15 protein-coding genes are annotated in these 16620 nt (G+C 43.2%); 9 read left to right on the top strand and 6 right to left on the bottom strand.

Annotated elements, in window-relative coordinates; translation table 11 throughout:
- The first annotated feature begins 35 nt into the window (after positions 1–35).
- Both I3254_RS12560 and I3254_RS12555 read left to right on the top strand, forming a co-directional pair.
- A complete protein-coding gene (locus I3254_RS12560) occupies positions 36–551 on the top strand; it encodes a flavin reductase (RefSeq protein WP_238053089.1) in 516 nt (171 codons plus the stop codon).
- Between the two features lie 113 nt (positions 552–664).
- Positions 665–1480, top strand: a complete 816-nt coding sequence (locus I3254_RS12555) for a sulfite exporter TauE/SafE family protein (protein WP_238053088.1) — start codon at positions 665–667, stop codon at positions 1478–1480.
- A 146-nt stretch (positions 1481–1626) separates the two neighbouring features.
- Here I3254_RS12555 and I3254_RS12550 read toward each other — a convergent pair whose 3' ends face one another.
- From I3254_RS12550 to lipB, 3 genes are all read right to left on the bottom strand, one after another.
- Complete coding sequence (locus tag I3254_RS12550; RefSeq protein ID WP_238053087.1) at positions 1627–2091, bottom strand: hypothetical protein; 465 nt, start codon at positions 2089–2091, stop codon at positions 1627–1629.
- A 157-nt stretch (positions 2092–2248) separates the two neighbouring features.
- Positions 2249–2779 (bottom strand): inorganic diphosphatase, encoded by a 531-nt coding sequence (locus I3254_RS12545; RefSeq protein ID WP_057759479.1) that lies wholly within the window; start codon positions 2777–2779, stop codon positions 2249–2251.
- A gap of 194 nt (positions 2780–2973) precedes the next feature.
- Complete coding sequence (lipB, locus tag I3254_RS12540; protein ID WP_238053086.1) at positions 2974–3813, bottom strand: lipoyl(octanoyl) transferase LipB; 840 nt, start codon at positions 3811–3813, stop codon at positions 2974–2976.
- Positions 3814–4328: 515 nt separating this feature from the next.
- On the opposite strand from lipB, the gene I3254_RS12535 reads away from it, so the two are divergent.
- The 5 genes from I3254_RS12535 to pncB all read left to right on the top strand — a co-directional run bounded on the left by I3254_RS12535 (position 4329) and on the right by pncB (position 11748).
- A complete protein-coding gene (locus I3254_RS12535) occupies positions 4329–5708 on the top strand; it encodes a coniferyl aldehyde dehydrogenase (RefSeq protein ID WP_238053311.1) in 1380 nt (459 codons plus the stop codon).
- A 139-nt stretch (positions 5709–5847) separates the two neighbouring features.
- Positions 5848–7263 (top strand): hypothetical protein, encoded by a 1416-nt coding sequence (locus I3254_RS12530; RefSeq protein ID WP_238053085.1) that lies wholly within the window; start codon positions 5848–5850, stop codon positions 7261–7263.
- 60 nt (positions 7264–7323) lie between these two features.
- Entirely contained in the window at positions 7324–9252 is a 1929-nt protein-coding gene (locus tag I3254_RS12525) for a glycine betaine ABC transporter substrate-binding protein (protein WP_238053310.1), read from the top strand.
- Between the two features lie 85 nt (positions 9253–9337).
- Complete coding sequence (locus I3254_RS12520; protein WP_238053084.1) at positions 9338–10249, top strand: ATP-binding cassette domain-containing protein; 912 nt, start codon at positions 9338–9340, stop codon at positions 10247–10249.
- Between the two features lie 272 nt (positions 10250–10521).
- Positions 10522–11748: a nicotinate phosphoribosyltransferase gene (gene pncB / locus I3254_RS12515; protein ID WP_238053083.1), complete on the top strand. Its 1227-nt coding sequence runs from the start codon at positions 10522–10524 to the stop codon at positions 11746–11748.
- Between the two features lie 91 nt (positions 11749–11839).
- On the opposite strand, the gene xseB is transcribed toward pncB, so the two are convergent.
- The 3 genes from xseB to I3254_RS12500 all read right to left on the bottom strand — a co-directional run bounded on the left by xseB (position 11840) and on the right by I3254_RS12500 (position 14414).
- A complete protein-coding gene (xseB, locus tag I3254_RS12510) occupies positions 11840–12085 on the bottom strand; it encodes an exodeoxyribonuclease VII small subunit (protein WP_101205385.1) in 246 nt (81 codons plus the stop codon).
- Between the two features lie 58 nt (positions 12086–12143).
- Entirely contained in the window at positions 12144–13676 is a 1533-nt protein-coding gene (gene xseA, locus I3254_RS12505; protein WP_238053082.1) for an exodeoxyribonuclease VII large subunit, read from the bottom strand.
- Between the two features lie 369 nt (positions 13677–14045).
- Positions 14046–14414, bottom strand: coding sequence for a hypothetical protein (locus I3254_RS12500; RefSeq protein WP_238053081.1), 369 nt, complete (start codon positions 14412–14414; stop codon positions 14046–14048).
- A 302-nt stretch (positions 14415–14716) separates the two neighbouring features.
- On the opposite strand from I3254_RS12500, the gene I3254_RS12495 reads away from it, so the two are divergent.
- Both I3254_RS12495 and zapE read left to right on the top strand, forming a co-directional pair.
- A complete protein-coding gene (locus tag I3254_RS12495; protein ID WP_238053080.1) occupies positions 14717–15376 on the top strand; it encodes an alpha/beta fold hydrolase in 660 nt (219 codons plus the stop codon).
- A gap of 133 nt (positions 15377–15509) precedes the next feature.
- Complete coding sequence (zapE, locus tag I3254_RS12490; protein ID WP_238053079.1) at positions 15510–16610, top strand: cell division protein ZapE; 1101 nt, start codon at positions 15510–15512, stop codon at positions 16608–16610.
- Positions 16611–16620: the final 10 nt, after the last annotated feature.

Raw genomic sequence — 16620 nt, 5'->3', positions numbered from 1 at the left:
AACGTTATTTTTTAACGTTTCTCGGGATTGAAGCAATGATTAAAGATAGGATTGACGCGACCGACTTTAGAGATGCCATGTCTTTGCTAACGACTGCGGTCAATGTGGTGACTACATCAGGTGAAACGGGCGTACATGGGTTTACAGCATCGGCAGTATGTAGTGTCACAGACACACCGCCGACTTTGCTTGTCTGTATGAATCAAACGTCTCGGTCACATGGCTACTTTCTGGAAAACAAGATTTTAAGTGTCAATGTGTTAGGCGCGCAACATGAGCAGCTATCCAATGCTTTTGCCTCTAAACTGTGTTCAGAAGAACGGTTTGAATATGGTTCTTGGACACAATTACAAACAGGCGCTCCTGTGTTGGAAGATGCCTTGGTCAGCTTTGATTGTGAGATTGAACAAATTCAACAAGTCGGCACGCATAGCGTCTTTATGTGCCGCGTTGTCGCCATCAATCAGGCTGAGCCACAAGGCGGCACTGATGAAGGGTTAGTCTACTTTAATCGTGCCTACTCTAGAGTTGGACAAGTGGAGCTTATTTAATCTAATACCTATTATCCAATACCTAAGCCTATGAACTATTGCTCGTTCAATATTGAGCAGTCGTTTAACTATAATTATCATTTCATTAAATCTAAATAAGAAGTAACTATCCTGTGGAATTAATAACTTTTTTAATAATAGGGGCGCTAGCAGGATTTGCTGCGGGGCTATTTGGAGTAGGCGGTGGCACTATTATCGTACCACTACTATTTATTGTCTTTACGCAAATGGGTTACAGTCCTGACACTATTATGCATTTGGCCTTGGGTACTTCACTGGCGACTATTATCGTCACGTCCATAAGCTCGCTCATGGCGCACAACAAGAAAGGCGCAGTCATGTGGCCTGTCTTTAAAAATCTGACGCCAGGTTTAGTAATAGGCTGTTTTTTAGGGGCAGGGATAGCAGGACAGATATCTGGGTTGTATCTTCAGTTGATTGTTGGTGTGTTTTTGCTTTGGGTCGCTTATAAAATGTTTATGGGTGGCAAAAAGAAAGCAAATAACGATGCTGGTAATGTTCATATAGCTTTGCCTTCAAAGCCTAAGCAGCTAGCAGCAGGGGCGGGTATCGGTATCGCTTCTGCTATTTTTGGGATTGGCGGTGGTAGCTTAACCGTACCTTATCTCACACGTTACGGTGTGGTTATGCAAAAAGCCGTTGGAACCTCAGCCGCATGTGGATTGCCGATCGCCATTGCAGGCGCGCTAGGATTTATGTTCTTTGGCATGCAAGCTCAAGTCGACGTGCCCAATACGATTGGCTTTGTTCACATCTATGCTTTTTTAGGCATTAGCATTATGAGCTTCTTTACCGCCAAGCTAGGCGCAAAAGTCGCTCACGCATTATCGCCACAGTTGCTGAAAAAATGCTTTGCGGTACTATTGACCGTCGTAGGCTGTTACTTCTTATATAAAGGATTGCTCTAAATAATTTGAGATTAATGGACGCTTGAAAGGATTCAAGGGCAGGTTTCCAATGAACTATTCGACTAGCTACATTCTTAAATTATAGCTAGTCGGTATGTGGCTATATGGGGAATATGTTGAGCCAGTTTCTTATTTAGCTAAATCACTTAACCAAATACTCGCCACAATATCCAAAATATTCCTATCATCAAGACAGCGATCACGAGCAATCGTTTTAGCCAATAAGGCAATAGAGGTTTCTTATAGCCTAAGTCATTTAGCTGACTATCGACACCGTCTTGCAGCCCCTTAAACCCTTGACTCTGTTTGGTGGTTTTGACACGATTTTTTACCAATGGCCCAGGCTCGTCTTCCTCTTGTTCTCTATCAAAGCTGATGGCTTGATTTGGAATGCCTTGTTTACTAGCGATGGTGTTGAGCTTCTGTTGTTGCTTTACTTTTAGCTGGGTCTCATAAGCATCAATTCTACTTTTGGCTTCATCCATACTGATGTTTTCGTCTGCTGCCAAAGTTTTAATAGCCATTACTAGGTTGTTTTTTTCGACCATCATAATGACGTCTCTTGGCAACTTGGTATTGACCGTTTTTGCGCTAGGGTCGGGGTTAAACATGACTGTCCTTATTACGGCGTATAAGTTGGAATGAGTAATATGCTCATTATAACCATGTTAGATAAGCAATGTTCAAGCAAAAAAATACCGCGGCCACTATGGTGACTGCGGTATTTTATTATTTATCGTTACTGGCATTTTTGCCAATATTTGATAATTATAGATCTTTCCAACGTTGGATAGACTCTTTGATGACTTCTTTCGCTTCTGCGACATCGCCCCAAGATTCAACAACCGTCGTACCAGCTTTTTTCAAGTCTTTATAATGACTGAAATGGAACTCTAACTGGTTGATCAACTGCTTTGGTAGGTCTTCTAAGCTGTTGTAAGCATTGCCTGTGTCACGGTCATCAGCAGGTACGACAACGATTTTGTCATCTACTTCGCCATCATCGACAAACTTCATCACACCGATAACTTTGGCTTTTAAGAAAATACCAGTCGGTAGTGGCTGCTCAGTCAATAGCAATACGTCAAGCTCATCGCCGTCTTCGTCAAGTGTTTGTGGGATGAAACCATAGTTACAAGGTTTGGCAAAAATCTGTGGATCAATACGGTCAAGCTCAAATACTGCTAATTCGCGATTCCACTCAATTTTATGGCTGCTACCAGCTGGGATCTCTACTACTACGTTGATGATGCCGCCGTCTACGTCGCCTGCGTCCAAAATTTTGTTAAAATCTGCCATAAAATGCTCCAATTTGCTTTTGTTTTAAATGTTTGAATAAGGGGCTGAGCTAGGGATCCAGCAAGGATAGTTGCTGCGTCCGATTTGTACTGCATGCGATTATAGCAAGTTTGTACTGAATTTTCTCTTAATATTTAAGTCTAAGCGTGCAAGATATTATGCAAAAAAAGATTATGCAAAAATAGGCTCAAACTTTACTTAGGCGCGATAGCTCGCAACTCAATCAGCCCAGCATGACGCTTGGCGATATTATCAATAAGTTTTTGAGTGACTGTCTCATAGCTGAATGAATCGCTCATTTGCTGTTTAGACTGCGCCTCTAGCTCTGTTTGCTCTGAATCTGTCTGCATGGCTACAAAGTCAGATAATCGCAACATCTGCATGCCGGCATAGCCACAAGGATTGATGGCGTTAAATGAAGACAGGTCACAGTTTAGATTAATCGCAATGCCATGGTAGCTAAAGCCATGCTTAATCTTAAAGCCTAGCGAGGCCATTTTGCCAAGCATAATCTTATTATCAAGAGAGTTGTCATCTGTAGAGGTGCGGTCATCTGTTGCAGCAGTATCTGCATATAAGTAGACACCTGGGGCATCGCGGCGTGCATGAGCACTGATATTATCACTATTAGATGGTGAGCTACTCAAACAGTCATTGATGACGTCTTCTATCGCTTGCTCAGCATGGGAGACGAGATTGCGTACACTCCATTTGAGACTGTCTAAGTCAAACAACCAATAGATAACCAGCTGCCCATGACCGTGCCATGTCACCTGACCACCGCGATCGGTCTTGATGATAGGCGTGTCAGTACGCTGTAATATATGCTCTTCTTTGCCTGCCTGTCCCAGCGTGTAGACGTCGTTATGATCGACAATCCACAATTCATCAGGCGTACGCAGCCCTTGTTGTTTTTTTAGATCGATACGTTCGAGGGTGCGTGCCAGCATCGCATCGAGAGTAGGGACATAATCGGCGGCTGAGAGAGATTTGCTGACAAGCGTGTCATTAAGGGGTTGTGTGTCATTTTGCATGAGAGTATCTGTCTTATTATTATCAAGTTTAAAATAAATAATGCTCATCGGTAGTGTAGCAGTTTTGGCGACTATCGCCCAAAGATATATACTGGCGCAATGTCTGTAAATGGCGTAAATGCTAATAGCAATCAGCTAGCAATTGATGATGAAATAATAGGTATAGAACAGTGGTAAGTCGCTTATAAAGGTACTGCTAGTACAGACGCAGTAGTCAACCAAAGATGCTGTTCATTGCTCAGTCGATGCGCTACATTAAAGTGTAATGAATGGAATCTGATGAAGTTTATAGTCAGAGTAGGTTATCAAAGAGTGCACCTGACTAGAAAGAAAGATAGAGCCTCTAACCCAATATAGTATAGTGACTACAAACCTTATGACTATTATTATGATTATGACAAGGAAGACAAATGACAGATAGCAACCAAAGCGCCCATGAGCAGCCAGTGACCGAGACCGGTTTTGCGCTGCAGCGAGTGCCTGAAGCCCTAAGTACGGCGACGACTATCGATGAGATGAAAGCGCAATTTGCACGCTTGCAAATGTTAAGCCGTACCCAGCCAATCAATGATTGGGGCACACGTACGACGCAGCTAGACAATCTAGAAGTGATGCTTAGCGATAACCAAGAGAGTTTTGCAAAGGCGATTAGTGCAGACTTTGGCTATCGTAGCCAGTCAGAGACGCAGTTTGCTGAGTTGTTTCCTAGCTTTACCGGTATCAGCCACGCCAAAAAACACGGCAAAAAATGGATGAAAGCACATCGTGCGCCTATTTCAGCGCTATATATGCCAGCTCATAATGAAATTCAGCCGCAGCCATTGGGTGTGGTCGGTATCATGGTGCCTTGGAATTATCCGTTATTTTTAGCAATTGGCCCGATGATTGATGCAATCACCGCAGGTAACCGCATTATGGTCAAGATGAGTGAAGCTGCGCCGCAATTTGCTCAGACGTTTGCTGACGCCATTGCTCGTTATTTTTCGCCAGATATGATCTGTGTGGTACTCGGTGAAGTCGAGATTGCTGCCGCCTTTAGTGAGCTACCATTTGATCACCTACTATATACTGGATCGACTGCGGTGGGCAAAAAGGTCATGGCTGCTGCTGCGCCAAATCTAACGCCAGTGACGCTTGAGCTTGGTGGCAAATCACCAGTGATCGTACTAGATGATGCCAATCTAGAGTCTGTCGTCAATCGAGTGATGATGGGTAAGACACTAAATGCTGGACAGACGTGTATTGCGCCAGATTATGTCTTGATTCAGCGCCAATACCATGACCAGTTTATCGAACTCGCAAAAGAGTGGATGACCAAGCATTATCCTGATATCGAAGAAAACCCAGATTACTCTCGCATTATTAATAGTGAGCAGTTCAAACGGGTAAAAGGCTATCTAGATGCGCTAACAGGTGGCGAGGTACATGCGTTAACTGGCGCCGAACCCAATATAGAAACCCGTCTCATGCCGCCAGTCATCGTCAGTGAGCCTGCGCCTGATAGCGATCTTATGCAAAACGAGATTTTTGCCCCGATCTTGCCGCTGATGCATTATGAGACGCTTGATGATGCCATTTACTTTGTAAACTCGCGTCCACGCCCATTGGCGCTATATGTGTTTAGTGACAACTACAGCAGTATCGAAAACGTGCGTAATAATACGGTCTCGGGTGGCTTATGTATCAACGAAGTTTTGATACATGTGGCTCAGCATGACTTGCCATTTGGTGGTGTGGGTGACTCTGGTACTGGCGCGTACCATGGTAAGGCTGGTTTTGAACGTCTCAGCCATATGAAGCCAATTTTTGTCCAAACTAAGCTCAATGGTCTGAATTTATTATTGCCGCCTTATGGTGGACTGTTCAAAAAAGCCATGGCACTATTTTTGAAATAGCCTTTTTTTGATCGGCATTAATAAAGAAGCGCTTATTTATATAGGCGCTTTTTTTTATGATTGTTTTTTATTGCATTAGTAATGGTGATGAATTATGGTTAGTTATTAATTAACAAAAATATACTCTAAGGAATTAATAATGACATATGCTTTACCTTTATGTCGTCGTGTAGCAATGTTGTTAGTGTTGCTGATCACTTTTAGCAGCTCAGCCTTTGCTACAAGCGAAAAAGATATGTCCTTACTAGCGCAACAAGATCCAGCGCCTGGAAAAGCACATTTATATATTCTAAAACGCTCAAATCTACTTTTTCAAGACACACCACTGTCACTATTAATTAATTTATATAAACTTGATAATATTACTACTAAAGAGTATTACAAAATTGAGCTTTGGCCCGGCAGTTATTACATACAGGTAGATAACGAATCTGAGGACAAAACAGGGTATTATACTAAATCTAGCAGAAAAATCAATCTTGCTGCTGGAGATGTTACTGTTTTTGGTATCAATCCTAAGCATGAATCAACTTACTACTTTAAATCAGATGTAGAAAAGACAATAGCCAGACGTAAACTCAAACAGTTCATTCCTGCTACAGAAGTTGCTAGTGCCGTTATATCTTACAAACCGCTCATCATTTGGCAAGGACCGAATAAAGATGGTGATGCACACGGCATTGGTGAGATTTATCTTGCTGATGATTCTGTGTATAAAGGTCGAGCCATAAATGGTGAGTTGACAGCAGAAGGCCGTTTACAATACCCCAATGGAAACTTTTATAAAGGGCAATACTTCTATGAAAAACCAAATGGCCAAGGTTTTCTTGCTGATAAAGATGGTAGAGTCATAGCGGCAGGAGAGTTTCGAGATGGGCTGCCGTACGAAGGACTGAGTATAGAAAATGGGAAAGTAGTATCCAAATATCGTTATGGTCAAGTTCTAGAGACTGATCCTAAAATACTAGCTGCACAAAGTGTATCCAATGAGGATAAAAAGCAATTAGCAAACGTTTCTCAAACTGCAAAGCAAGTTAGTAACGATATAGAACGAATTGTTGAAGAGAAATACAATGCCAAAAACGAATTTGAAAGACGTGAACGAGAGTTCCCTAAAAATTGTGGCTGCGCTTTTAAAGTATGTTTGACTTCTTATAGTTCTGACAGCACTACAGAAGAAAGGAAAGCGGCAGATAGGTTGCGTAAGGCTCAAAACAAGGCTTGTCGTGAATGGCGTAGCTCAGGGGGAAGTTTAGCAAGTAGACAGGCTGCGCTTGATACTAAATTCCTTGAAGCTGATGAGAAGTTAGCTAAGTTTAGAAAAGACTATGAGCAAGCAAAAAAGGTTGATCAAATGGCACATCAACAAAAAATAGAAGAGCTTGAACGTTCACGAGAAAGTCGTATGGTAAATGCTCAGAAGAAGTTTGAAAAGCAGTTATTTGAAAATGCAAAAAAACAAAGGGAAGCTTGCCAAGGACGAGAGAATTATTGCGGCTGTGCGGCATTTTTACAACCAGCACAAATCAAAAAAATGGCAACTTGTGAGCAATAATATAATTAATAAATCTATAACAATGACATAAGTCATAAAAAAGGACAGGTTATGCGTCTCATGCGCCAATGGATTGCATTAAGCTTACTTTGGATGAGCGCGTTACTACTGCCTGTATCGGCGTCTGCTACCTGTAACTCAACGATTAAATTTGGGGCGCTAACTTGGGAGAGTGGGCAGTTCACCTCCGGCATACTCAGACATATCGTAGAAGATGGGTACGGCTGCACAGTAGAGGAAGTACCAGGAGCAGGGCCTGCACTTGATACAGCACTCTCACAGAATGACATTCAAGTCATCGGGGAACAGTGGGTTGGTCGCTCGCCAATCATGGAAAAAGCCATTGAGCAAAATAAAGTGGCCATCATTGGCGATACGCTAAAAGGTGGTGCAACTCAAGGCTGGTATGTCCCAAGATATGTATTGGAAGAGAACCCAGGACTACGCAGCTATCAAGATTTGCCTAAATATACTGAGCTATTTAAAGACCCTGAAGATCCTGGTAAATCTCGCTTTATGAACTGCCCCTCTGGTTGGACGTGTGAGATTTTTAACACACGTTTGCTAAAAACCACCGGTCTAGACAGTCTTTTTAACAACGCACACCCTGGGACAGGTGCTGCTCTCGATGCCGAAATTGCCTCCGCTTTTGAACAGCATAAGCCACTGTTGTTTTACTACTGGCAACCTACTGGGCTAATGGCAAAATATGACCTTGCGCCACTAGAGTTCCCAGCTTATGAGGATGCTTGTTGGCAAAATCTGCTGCTCGCTGATGGTAAGATGGATTGCGTGTCAGGATTCCCAGTATCACCGTTAGGTATTGCCGTTTCTACCCCGTTTGTCGAATCCAATCCTGAACTAGCAGCTGTCTTTGAAAAAGTGCAATTTACCTCTGATGAGCTCAACGGTGCTATCTTGGAGATGAGCGAAAGTAAACGCACTGGCGATGAGCAAGCCATGGTGTTTTTGCGTGACAACCCAGAGGTTTGGCAAGCATGGCTGTCCGATGAGGCCGCTACCAACCTCGCTACCAAGTTGGGCCTTAGCTCAACGGGTGCTATCTCTACTGGTACAACTGCATATAGTATCAATGAGTCAGCGCCCGCTTCAAGCTTTCCTTCATGGTCACTTGAGACCCCACTCAATAACGCTTTAGCAAACGTCGTTCAAAACTATGGTGATGTATTTCGTACTATTAGCACGATGGCCCTTACTTATCTGCTATTACCTATTGAGCGATTATTAACGGTTATTCCGCCTTGGCTGATTATTGCATTTGTGACTGTGCTTGGCTGGTTTGGTGTTCGCAAAATTTGGTTTGCGCTGGCATGTGGTGCAGGGCTATTTTTAATAGGTGCTTTTGGCTTATGGGCCGCACTGATTGATACTTTAGCGCTGCTTATCGTATCGGTACTGGTCACGGTGGTGATTGGTATTCCTATTGGTATCGCTATGTCAGGTAGCAAACTGCTACGCAAGATTGTGACGCCAGTGCTAGATATCATGCAGACCATGCCGAGTTTTGTATATCTTATACCAGTGCTGATGCTGTTTGGTATTGGTAAAGTGCCTGCGTTATTTGCGACCGTGATTTATGCACTGCCACCCTTGATTCGTCTGACGACATTAGGGATTACACAAGTCAATCATGAAATGGTTGAGGCAGGCCGCTCTTTTGGTAGTACGCATTTACAGCTACTTCTCTGGATTAAGTTGCCACAAGCGTTGCCTAGTATTATGGCAGGTATCAATCAGGCTGTGATGATGTCACTTGCCATGGTGGTATTGGCTTCAATGATTGGTGCTCCTGGGCTTGGTGAAGATGTATTGCAATCTATTCAAACGCTCAATATCGGTCAGGGTCTACAAGCAGGTACAGCCATCGTTATCGTTGCTATTATCATTGACCGTATCACGCAAGCATTTGGTCAAGGTAAGCGTACCCGTCAAAAAACCATCGAAGCAGGCAGACGTCCGATTGGATAGAAAATTATCTAGTGGCATACGACTGAACCTATGGTAATCGACCGAAGCCCTAATGATAAAAACCACGTGAATAGTGAGAGCACCGATGAATCATATCCAACTAAAAAATATCAGTAAGATTTATAATGCCAATAGTACGCAAGCACAGTCTGCATTGGCATTGCTGGCTGAGGGTATGGATAGCATCAAGGTAAAAGAGCAAACGGGCTATTCAGTTGGTCTTTATGATGTCAATCTAGATATCAAGGCAGGCGAGTTGCATTGCATCATGGGTCTGTCAGGCTCAGGAAAATCAACGCTGATACGCCATATTAATCGTTTGATAGATCCAACCAGTGGCGAGATATGGGTAGATACTGCTCTGAATAGAGAACATGCGACTCATACAATGACTGATAGGCAATCAGCGACAGCTAATATGGGTACGGTAGTAGAAGAGCGTTCTGCTACGGCTATTAATATTTTAGCGCTCAACGATAAACAGTTGCAGCATTATCGTCAGCAGACCGTCAGTATGGTTTTTCAGCATTTCGGCTTAGTGCCGCATATGACGGTCATACAAAACGTCGCTTATGGTCTGCGTGTCCGAAAAATGAGCGCAAACGAGCGACATGAAACGGCTCGACATTGGCTTAATGAAGTCGGTCTATCAAATTTGGAGAACAGCTACCCTGACGAGTTGTCAGGGGGAATGCAGCAGCGCGTTGGTCTGGCTCGTGCCTTAGCGACGGATAATCCAATTTTACTAATGGATGAAGCGTTCTCTGCGCTTGATCCGCTCATTCGCGCTCAGCTGCAAGACCAACTACTCGAATTACAAGAACGATTGAACAAAACCATTGTATTTATCACCCATGATATCGATGAAGCTGTCAAAGTAGGTCAGCGTATCAGTATGCTAAATGGTGGTCGACTCATACAAACGGGGGCGCCAAGCGAGTTACGGCACAATCCTGCTGATGATTATGTGGAGCAGTTTATGAGTGCAAAAGCGTAAGCCGTGTTAACCATCTATGAATAGATTTTCAGGATAGACTTATACGATGTTTTTATAAATGGTTTAAATAATCGCAATCATTTTACTGGCTTTTTACTATCATTTTTCAGCAATCAAAAGTGAACTCTGAAATAAATACCAAACTTCGTTATACTGAACGGTTTATCGATGGCTCATAATGAATGAGCGTGTATTGTTTATCGTCCACATATGATGTCGCTTTGTCTATCAAATGACGTTTGTTTCTTATTTTGCACTTTTAAGGCCATAGCATGACCGTTTCTTATGCACCTATTATTACTTCATTGCTTGATAATGATTTGTACAAATTTACGATGTTACAAGCCATGCTGCATCAGTTTCCGCAAACCCATGGTGTTTATCGCTTTCGCTGCCGTAATAATAAAGATGCAGCCTATCCATTGGCTGATATCCAAAAAGATCTAGAGCAGCAACTAGACAGCTTATGCGAATTGCGATTTTTGCCAGATGAGCTAGAGTACTTGCGTAGCTTACGCTTTATTCGCTCAGATTTCGTTGACTATCTAGAATTGTTTAAGCTAAAACGTCGCTTTATTACGGTAAGTACAGACGATAAAGGTCGCCTGTTTATCGATATCGAAGGGCCGATGATTCAAGCGATGTTCTTTGAAGTATTTGTACTGGCTATTGTCAATGAGCTGTATTTTAATGCGCTATCTAATGACAGCGTGATTGAAGAAGGACAACGTCGCCTCGATGCAAAAGTAGCGCTATTACATCAATATGCCGAAAAGCAAACCCAGTACGGTCAGGATACGCCGCCATTTATTGTTGCTGATTTTGGTACGCGTAGACGCTTTAGTCGACGCTGGCAAGCACATGTAGTGGAGACACTACACAAGGCTGAGCCAAAGATAGTCGGTGGTACATCTAACGTGTATTTGGCCAAGCAATTAGGAATGACGCCAATAGGCACCATGGCGCATGAGTTTATGCAAGCGTTTCAGGCATTAGATGTGCGTCTGCGTGACTCACAAAAGGCCGCGCTTGAAGCATGGGTGCATGAGTACCGTGGCGACTTGGGTATTGCATTGACAGACGTAGTCGGCATGGATGCGTTCTTACGTGATTTTGATTTATATTTTGCTAAGTTATTCGACGGTCTGCGTCATGATAGCGGCGACCCTTATATTTGGGGCGATAAGGCGATTGCCCATTATGAGAAGCTAAAGATAGATCCAAAAACCAAGATTCTAACTTTTAGCGATGGGTTAAATTTAGAGAAGGCGTGGGAGCTGCATCAATACTTTAAAGGTCGCATTAGAACTAGCTTTGGTATTGGCACCAATCTGACCAATGATATGGGCATTACGCCGATTAATATCGTGCTCAAGTTGGTAGAGTGCAATGGTCAGCCAGTCGCTAAGCTGTCTGATAGCCCAGGCAAGACCATGATCAATAACGACACGTATCTTGCCTATCTGCGTCAAGTGTTTGAGGTTGACGAACCAGAGTAAACTGAATATCAAACTGTTGCGTTGCCAAATGTGCCAAATGAGATTGATAAGCTTGGCTTGACTAAACAGCTGCTATCTAGTGGCTGTTTTTTTAACTATCAACACTACTGGTAGATTTTTCTTCGGCAAAGGCCGCATCTAGTGCTTGCTGTACAGCATTGATACGAGTCTCGCAAACGCGATAAGCGGCAATAGATTCTTCGACCGTTGTCATCAGATTATCAATATCAGGCTCATCCTGTTGCTGTAGTTCAGCCGCATTGGTTTTTAAGATATCGTAAGCCGCCTTAAAGGTTTTTGGGGCGGCTTTTTTGCGTCTGCGAGTAGGGGTAGTCATAAAATTTCCTAATTTTTAAAGGTAAGTCGGTGAATAATCGTTAGATATTATTATTTGGTTAATTTAGAGTGTCTGAGTTTTTCGTCGCTTCTTTATCCATATTGACATCGATAATCTGTGCTTTTGCATTGCCATCTTTTAAAATAATATTGACGGTTTGCTCAGGATACAGTTGGGTACTACTAGTGAGTATTTGCTTGTTTTGAGCATCCGTGAGCATGGTATAGCCCTGCTTGAGCACGCGAGAGGGGCGATGTAATAGCACGATGTCACGTAGATGTTCGCTATCGCGCTGTGCTTGCACAATTTGCTGCTGCGCGTTTTGCATGATTGACTCTTGATAACTTCTGCTATTAATAGCGGCTTTTGCGAGCTGTTGATACGCTAAGGTTTGCGTTTGTGTATATCGCTCAACCGTCAGTCTGACTGCTTGCTTTACTTGGCGCTGGGCACTTTGTTGAATACTGCGCCATGCATAGTCACTGTCTTTTCGTAGAGCGGTTAGCTGCCCAATCGTTTGCGACTGTATTTGGCTTAACTGTCGCGCAGTTTGTTGCTCAGCAGTATTCAATTGACGCTGAGCCGCTTGCTTGATTTGCGCTTGATATTGTAGCGTCTGAGTGACGAGCTGGGCCAAGTGGCTATGGATAGCAGCAATTACTTTTGAAGGTGTATCAAAACTGGTATGTGCCACTTCATCTAAGATGACTTTGTCACGCTCATGACCGATGCCCACCCAGACAGGGACAGGCTGCTCAGCAACCAGAGCGGCCAACTCATAATCGTTGAGATAAGCCAAATCACCAACCGCACCGCCGCCGCGAATAATGACCAACAAGTCTGGTAGACGCTGATAAGTATCGTAAAATTGCTGCTGGGCGCTAACGATGGCTTGACGGATTTCAGCGGGCGCATGATTGCCCTGAAAAGTCGCATTATGGTAGTGGAAGTGACACGCACCTGTACTGGCTAAGCGATCCGCATCTGCTTGAAAATCACCCAATCCAGCCGCCTTTTCAGGAGCGATGACCAGCACATGCTCGATATCAAAAGGAGCGGGTAGCTGCTGATTAAGATGTAATAGCCCTTCACCTGTTAGGCGGTCAACCATTTCTGCATATTGCCGTGCCAAGTCGCCTAGGGTATAACTGGGGTCGATATCTTCAATCGTGATTGAAAAGCCGTACTGGGCATGGAACCCTGCCGATACTTTGAGGAGTACGGTCAAATCACGCTCAAGCGGCATGCCAGTTGCACGTTCAAACTTAGCTAATACACGAGCAGCTTTAAAGCGCCAGAGATTGCCACGACAACTGGCGACAACCTTGCCATCGTCATCTTTTTCGGCCAGTTCAAAATAGTAATGACCACCTTTGCTCGACAGATTACGAATTTCAGCTTTTACCCAGACACGGTGGTCAAAAGTTTGTTTGATGACCATCTCAACCGCTGACAAATAATCACTTAGGCGTAGGACCGTATCCTCTAGATGGTCTTCCTGCTCAGCGAGTTCCGCTTCCAAGGTAGCCAAATCTTTGGCAGGTGCTAATACTTTGGCCTGTTTAATACTTGAAAGATTGGGTTTGCGCATAATATTAGACCAAAGATAATGAAAATATAAAGACTGACGAGGATGTGCTGAATACGTAGCGGATAGTTTAACTTAAAAAGAAGAGCACAAAAAGCGAAGCCAACAAGCTTTGATTGATATATTATCTATATCGCAGTTTGTTGGCTGTTTAATCAGAGAAGGATTATATGTCACTTAATGTTAGCGGTTAGATCGTAAACCTGTTTGCGTTTAAAAGAGATTGTCGTGTAGAGAAAAGTAGATAGATATTTTTAGCTAGATATAGTCGGTTCGAGATAATTCAGATACAAGGAAGGCAAGTGAAAGTGCTACAAATAATAGACTGAGTGAGCCTGACACTGTATCTGATTTATATGGTATTGACGATATTTATTGGCAACGGAAGTTAATGGTGTATTCGTAATCATCGCTACGTGACAAATCTGGTGTACCCGTGCCAAATATCGAGCCAACGACAGCACCTACTTGGCCAACCATACGACCAGTACGCTCGTTTAAGATACCATTATATTTTACGTTGTCATCAACGATAATCACTTGCTTGCTTCGACAAGTTTTTTGAGCACTATCGATCGCATTTTGTTGTGCTTTGACCTTGGTATCAGCGATTCCCGTGGCTTCATAAATAGAGTTGGCACGCTGAATCACGGGTGAGGAAGGCGTACTTTGACAGGCGCTCAAAGCAAGTGCAGCCACTAACGTTGCCGTCAAACTGGCAGTTTTATTAAAAGTATTCATAAATAATTCCTGATTTATATAAGCAGAACGTCTTAGCTATAGGCAAAGCTTTATGAATGTAGCTTATCTAGATATTACCTGTCTAGACAGTTATTGTGTGCTGTATTACCGGTATATTGCCGATGAACCATGCACTAGATATAAACAAGTTTAATATCTTAAGAACAGCAATATTCCAAAACGGCAGACAACCGTTATTGACCAAAAATAAAACAAGTCGCATCCGTACACAGCAAATCACTTGAAATATAAATTGTATCTAGGATAATTGAGCCATTCATTTTTTATTAATAAGTAATACTATGCAATTGATTCCTGCTCCTGCTGGCGTGCTCGAGGTTGACGCACTGTGGCAAAATGACAATCCTAATGACCCAAGTACAGATACTGTGGCGCTGCTGTGCCATCCCAATCCGTTGTTTGATGGTACGATGAATAACAAAGTGGTCACCACCATGTATCGCTTTGCCCGTGATAATGGTATGCATGTGGTACGCTTTAACTTTCGCGGCGTTGGTCAATCGACAGGCGAGCATGATTACGCGGAAGGTGAAGTGGTCGATGCAATGACCGTGCTACAATGGATTGCTGAACAAACCAGTGCTCGAAAGCTCTGGCTAGGTGGTTTTTCCTTTGGTGGCTATGTTACTGCACGTGTGGCTGAGCAAGTGCTTGAAGCCGCGCATATATGGGGATTGGATGACTTTGAAGTCACGAAAATTGCCCTGATCGCACCATCAGTCGAAAAAAATGACAGTACTGATATTAGTTTGCCTGCGGATAGAACCTTTGAGATTTATGGTAATGCGGATGAGGTGATTGAACCTGATAATATGCAGGCATTTGCAGACCGATTAGGCATTGAAGTCAGCGTGGTCGATGGCGCGGGTCATTTCTTCCATGGTCGCTTATCAGAGCTCAAAGGTTTATTAGACCAGCATAGCTTTGGGCAGGACAGCTAATTTATTTGTTACCTAGCTCAGCTTGATAGCTTCTGCTTTGATATGGTTTAGCATGGCTTGCTTGGTAGCACCAGCATTATGCTAAATTATCCTACTATTTTGATATTTATTTAATTCAACGATGAGTCGTATTATGAGTTTATCTCCATTGCAACGTTACGAGAAAGCCGTCAGTACAGATGAGTTTACTCGGGATGAGCAGCAATTTCAGGCCATGAGCTATCTTGATGAGATACACCATCAGCTCATCAATAGCGCACCGCAAAAGAAAGGTTTTTTTGGCTTTTTGAAATCTAAGCCAGTCGCGCCAACAGGCCTTTATATGTGGGGCGGTGTCGGCCGCGGTAAAACGTGGATGATGGATATGTTCTATGACTCGTTGACCATCGAGCGCAAGATGCGTCTACATTTCCATCATTTTATGCAGCGTGTCCATAGAGAGCTTAACAAACTACAAGGTGAGAGTGATCCACTCGAAAAAGTCGCTGATATTATTTATAAAGAAGCGGTTATCATCTGTTTTGATGAGTTTTTTGTTTCTAATGTCTCTGATGCCATGATATTAGGCGATTTGTTCACTATGCTGTTCAATCGCGGTATTACTTTGGTTGCCACTTCAAACATTGAGCCAGCTGGACTATATAAAGATGGCTTACATCGTGACCGTTTTATGCCTGCCATTGCGGAAGTTGAGCGTCATACGACGGTAATGAATATTGACTCGGGAATTGATTATCGTCTGCGCGTATTGCAACAAGCTGAGTTATACGAAGCGCCGCTTACTAAGGCGAACTACCATTGGTTAGCCAACCGTTTTGCGAGCTTGTCGAATAATCAGAAAATTAGTAAAGAGCCCATTACTATCAATGGACGAGAAGTAAAAATCAACGCTTGTACCGAAGATATCTTATTCTGTGACTTCCGTCATCTCTGTATGGCACCGCGTTCAGCCGCTGATTTTATTGAGCTTGCCAAACGCTTTAGCACCGTTTTAGTTGACTCTGTGCCAGCACTAGATGACGACTTGCGTGATCCAACGCGCCGTTTCATTTATCTCGTCGATGAATTTTATGATCGCCGTGTAAAGCTATTGGTACGGGCAGAGCAGCCGATTCTAGATTTGTATCAAGGAGAAAAATTGGCGTTTGAGATTGAACGTACTCGTTCACGCCTGCTTGAGATGCAGTCAGAGGACTATCTACGCATGGACCACCGAGTCGAAGATGTTGCGTAGTTTATCGCTG

The sequence above is a fragment of the Psychrobacter sp. Ps2 genome (genome assembly GCF_022129405.1).
Classification (GTDB): domain Bacteria; phylum Pseudomonadota; class Gammaproteobacteria; order Pseudomonadales; family Moraxellaceae; genus Psychrobacter.
Note: the sequence above shows the minus strand (reverse complement) of the source record. Positions and strands in the feature narration are given on the sequence as shown.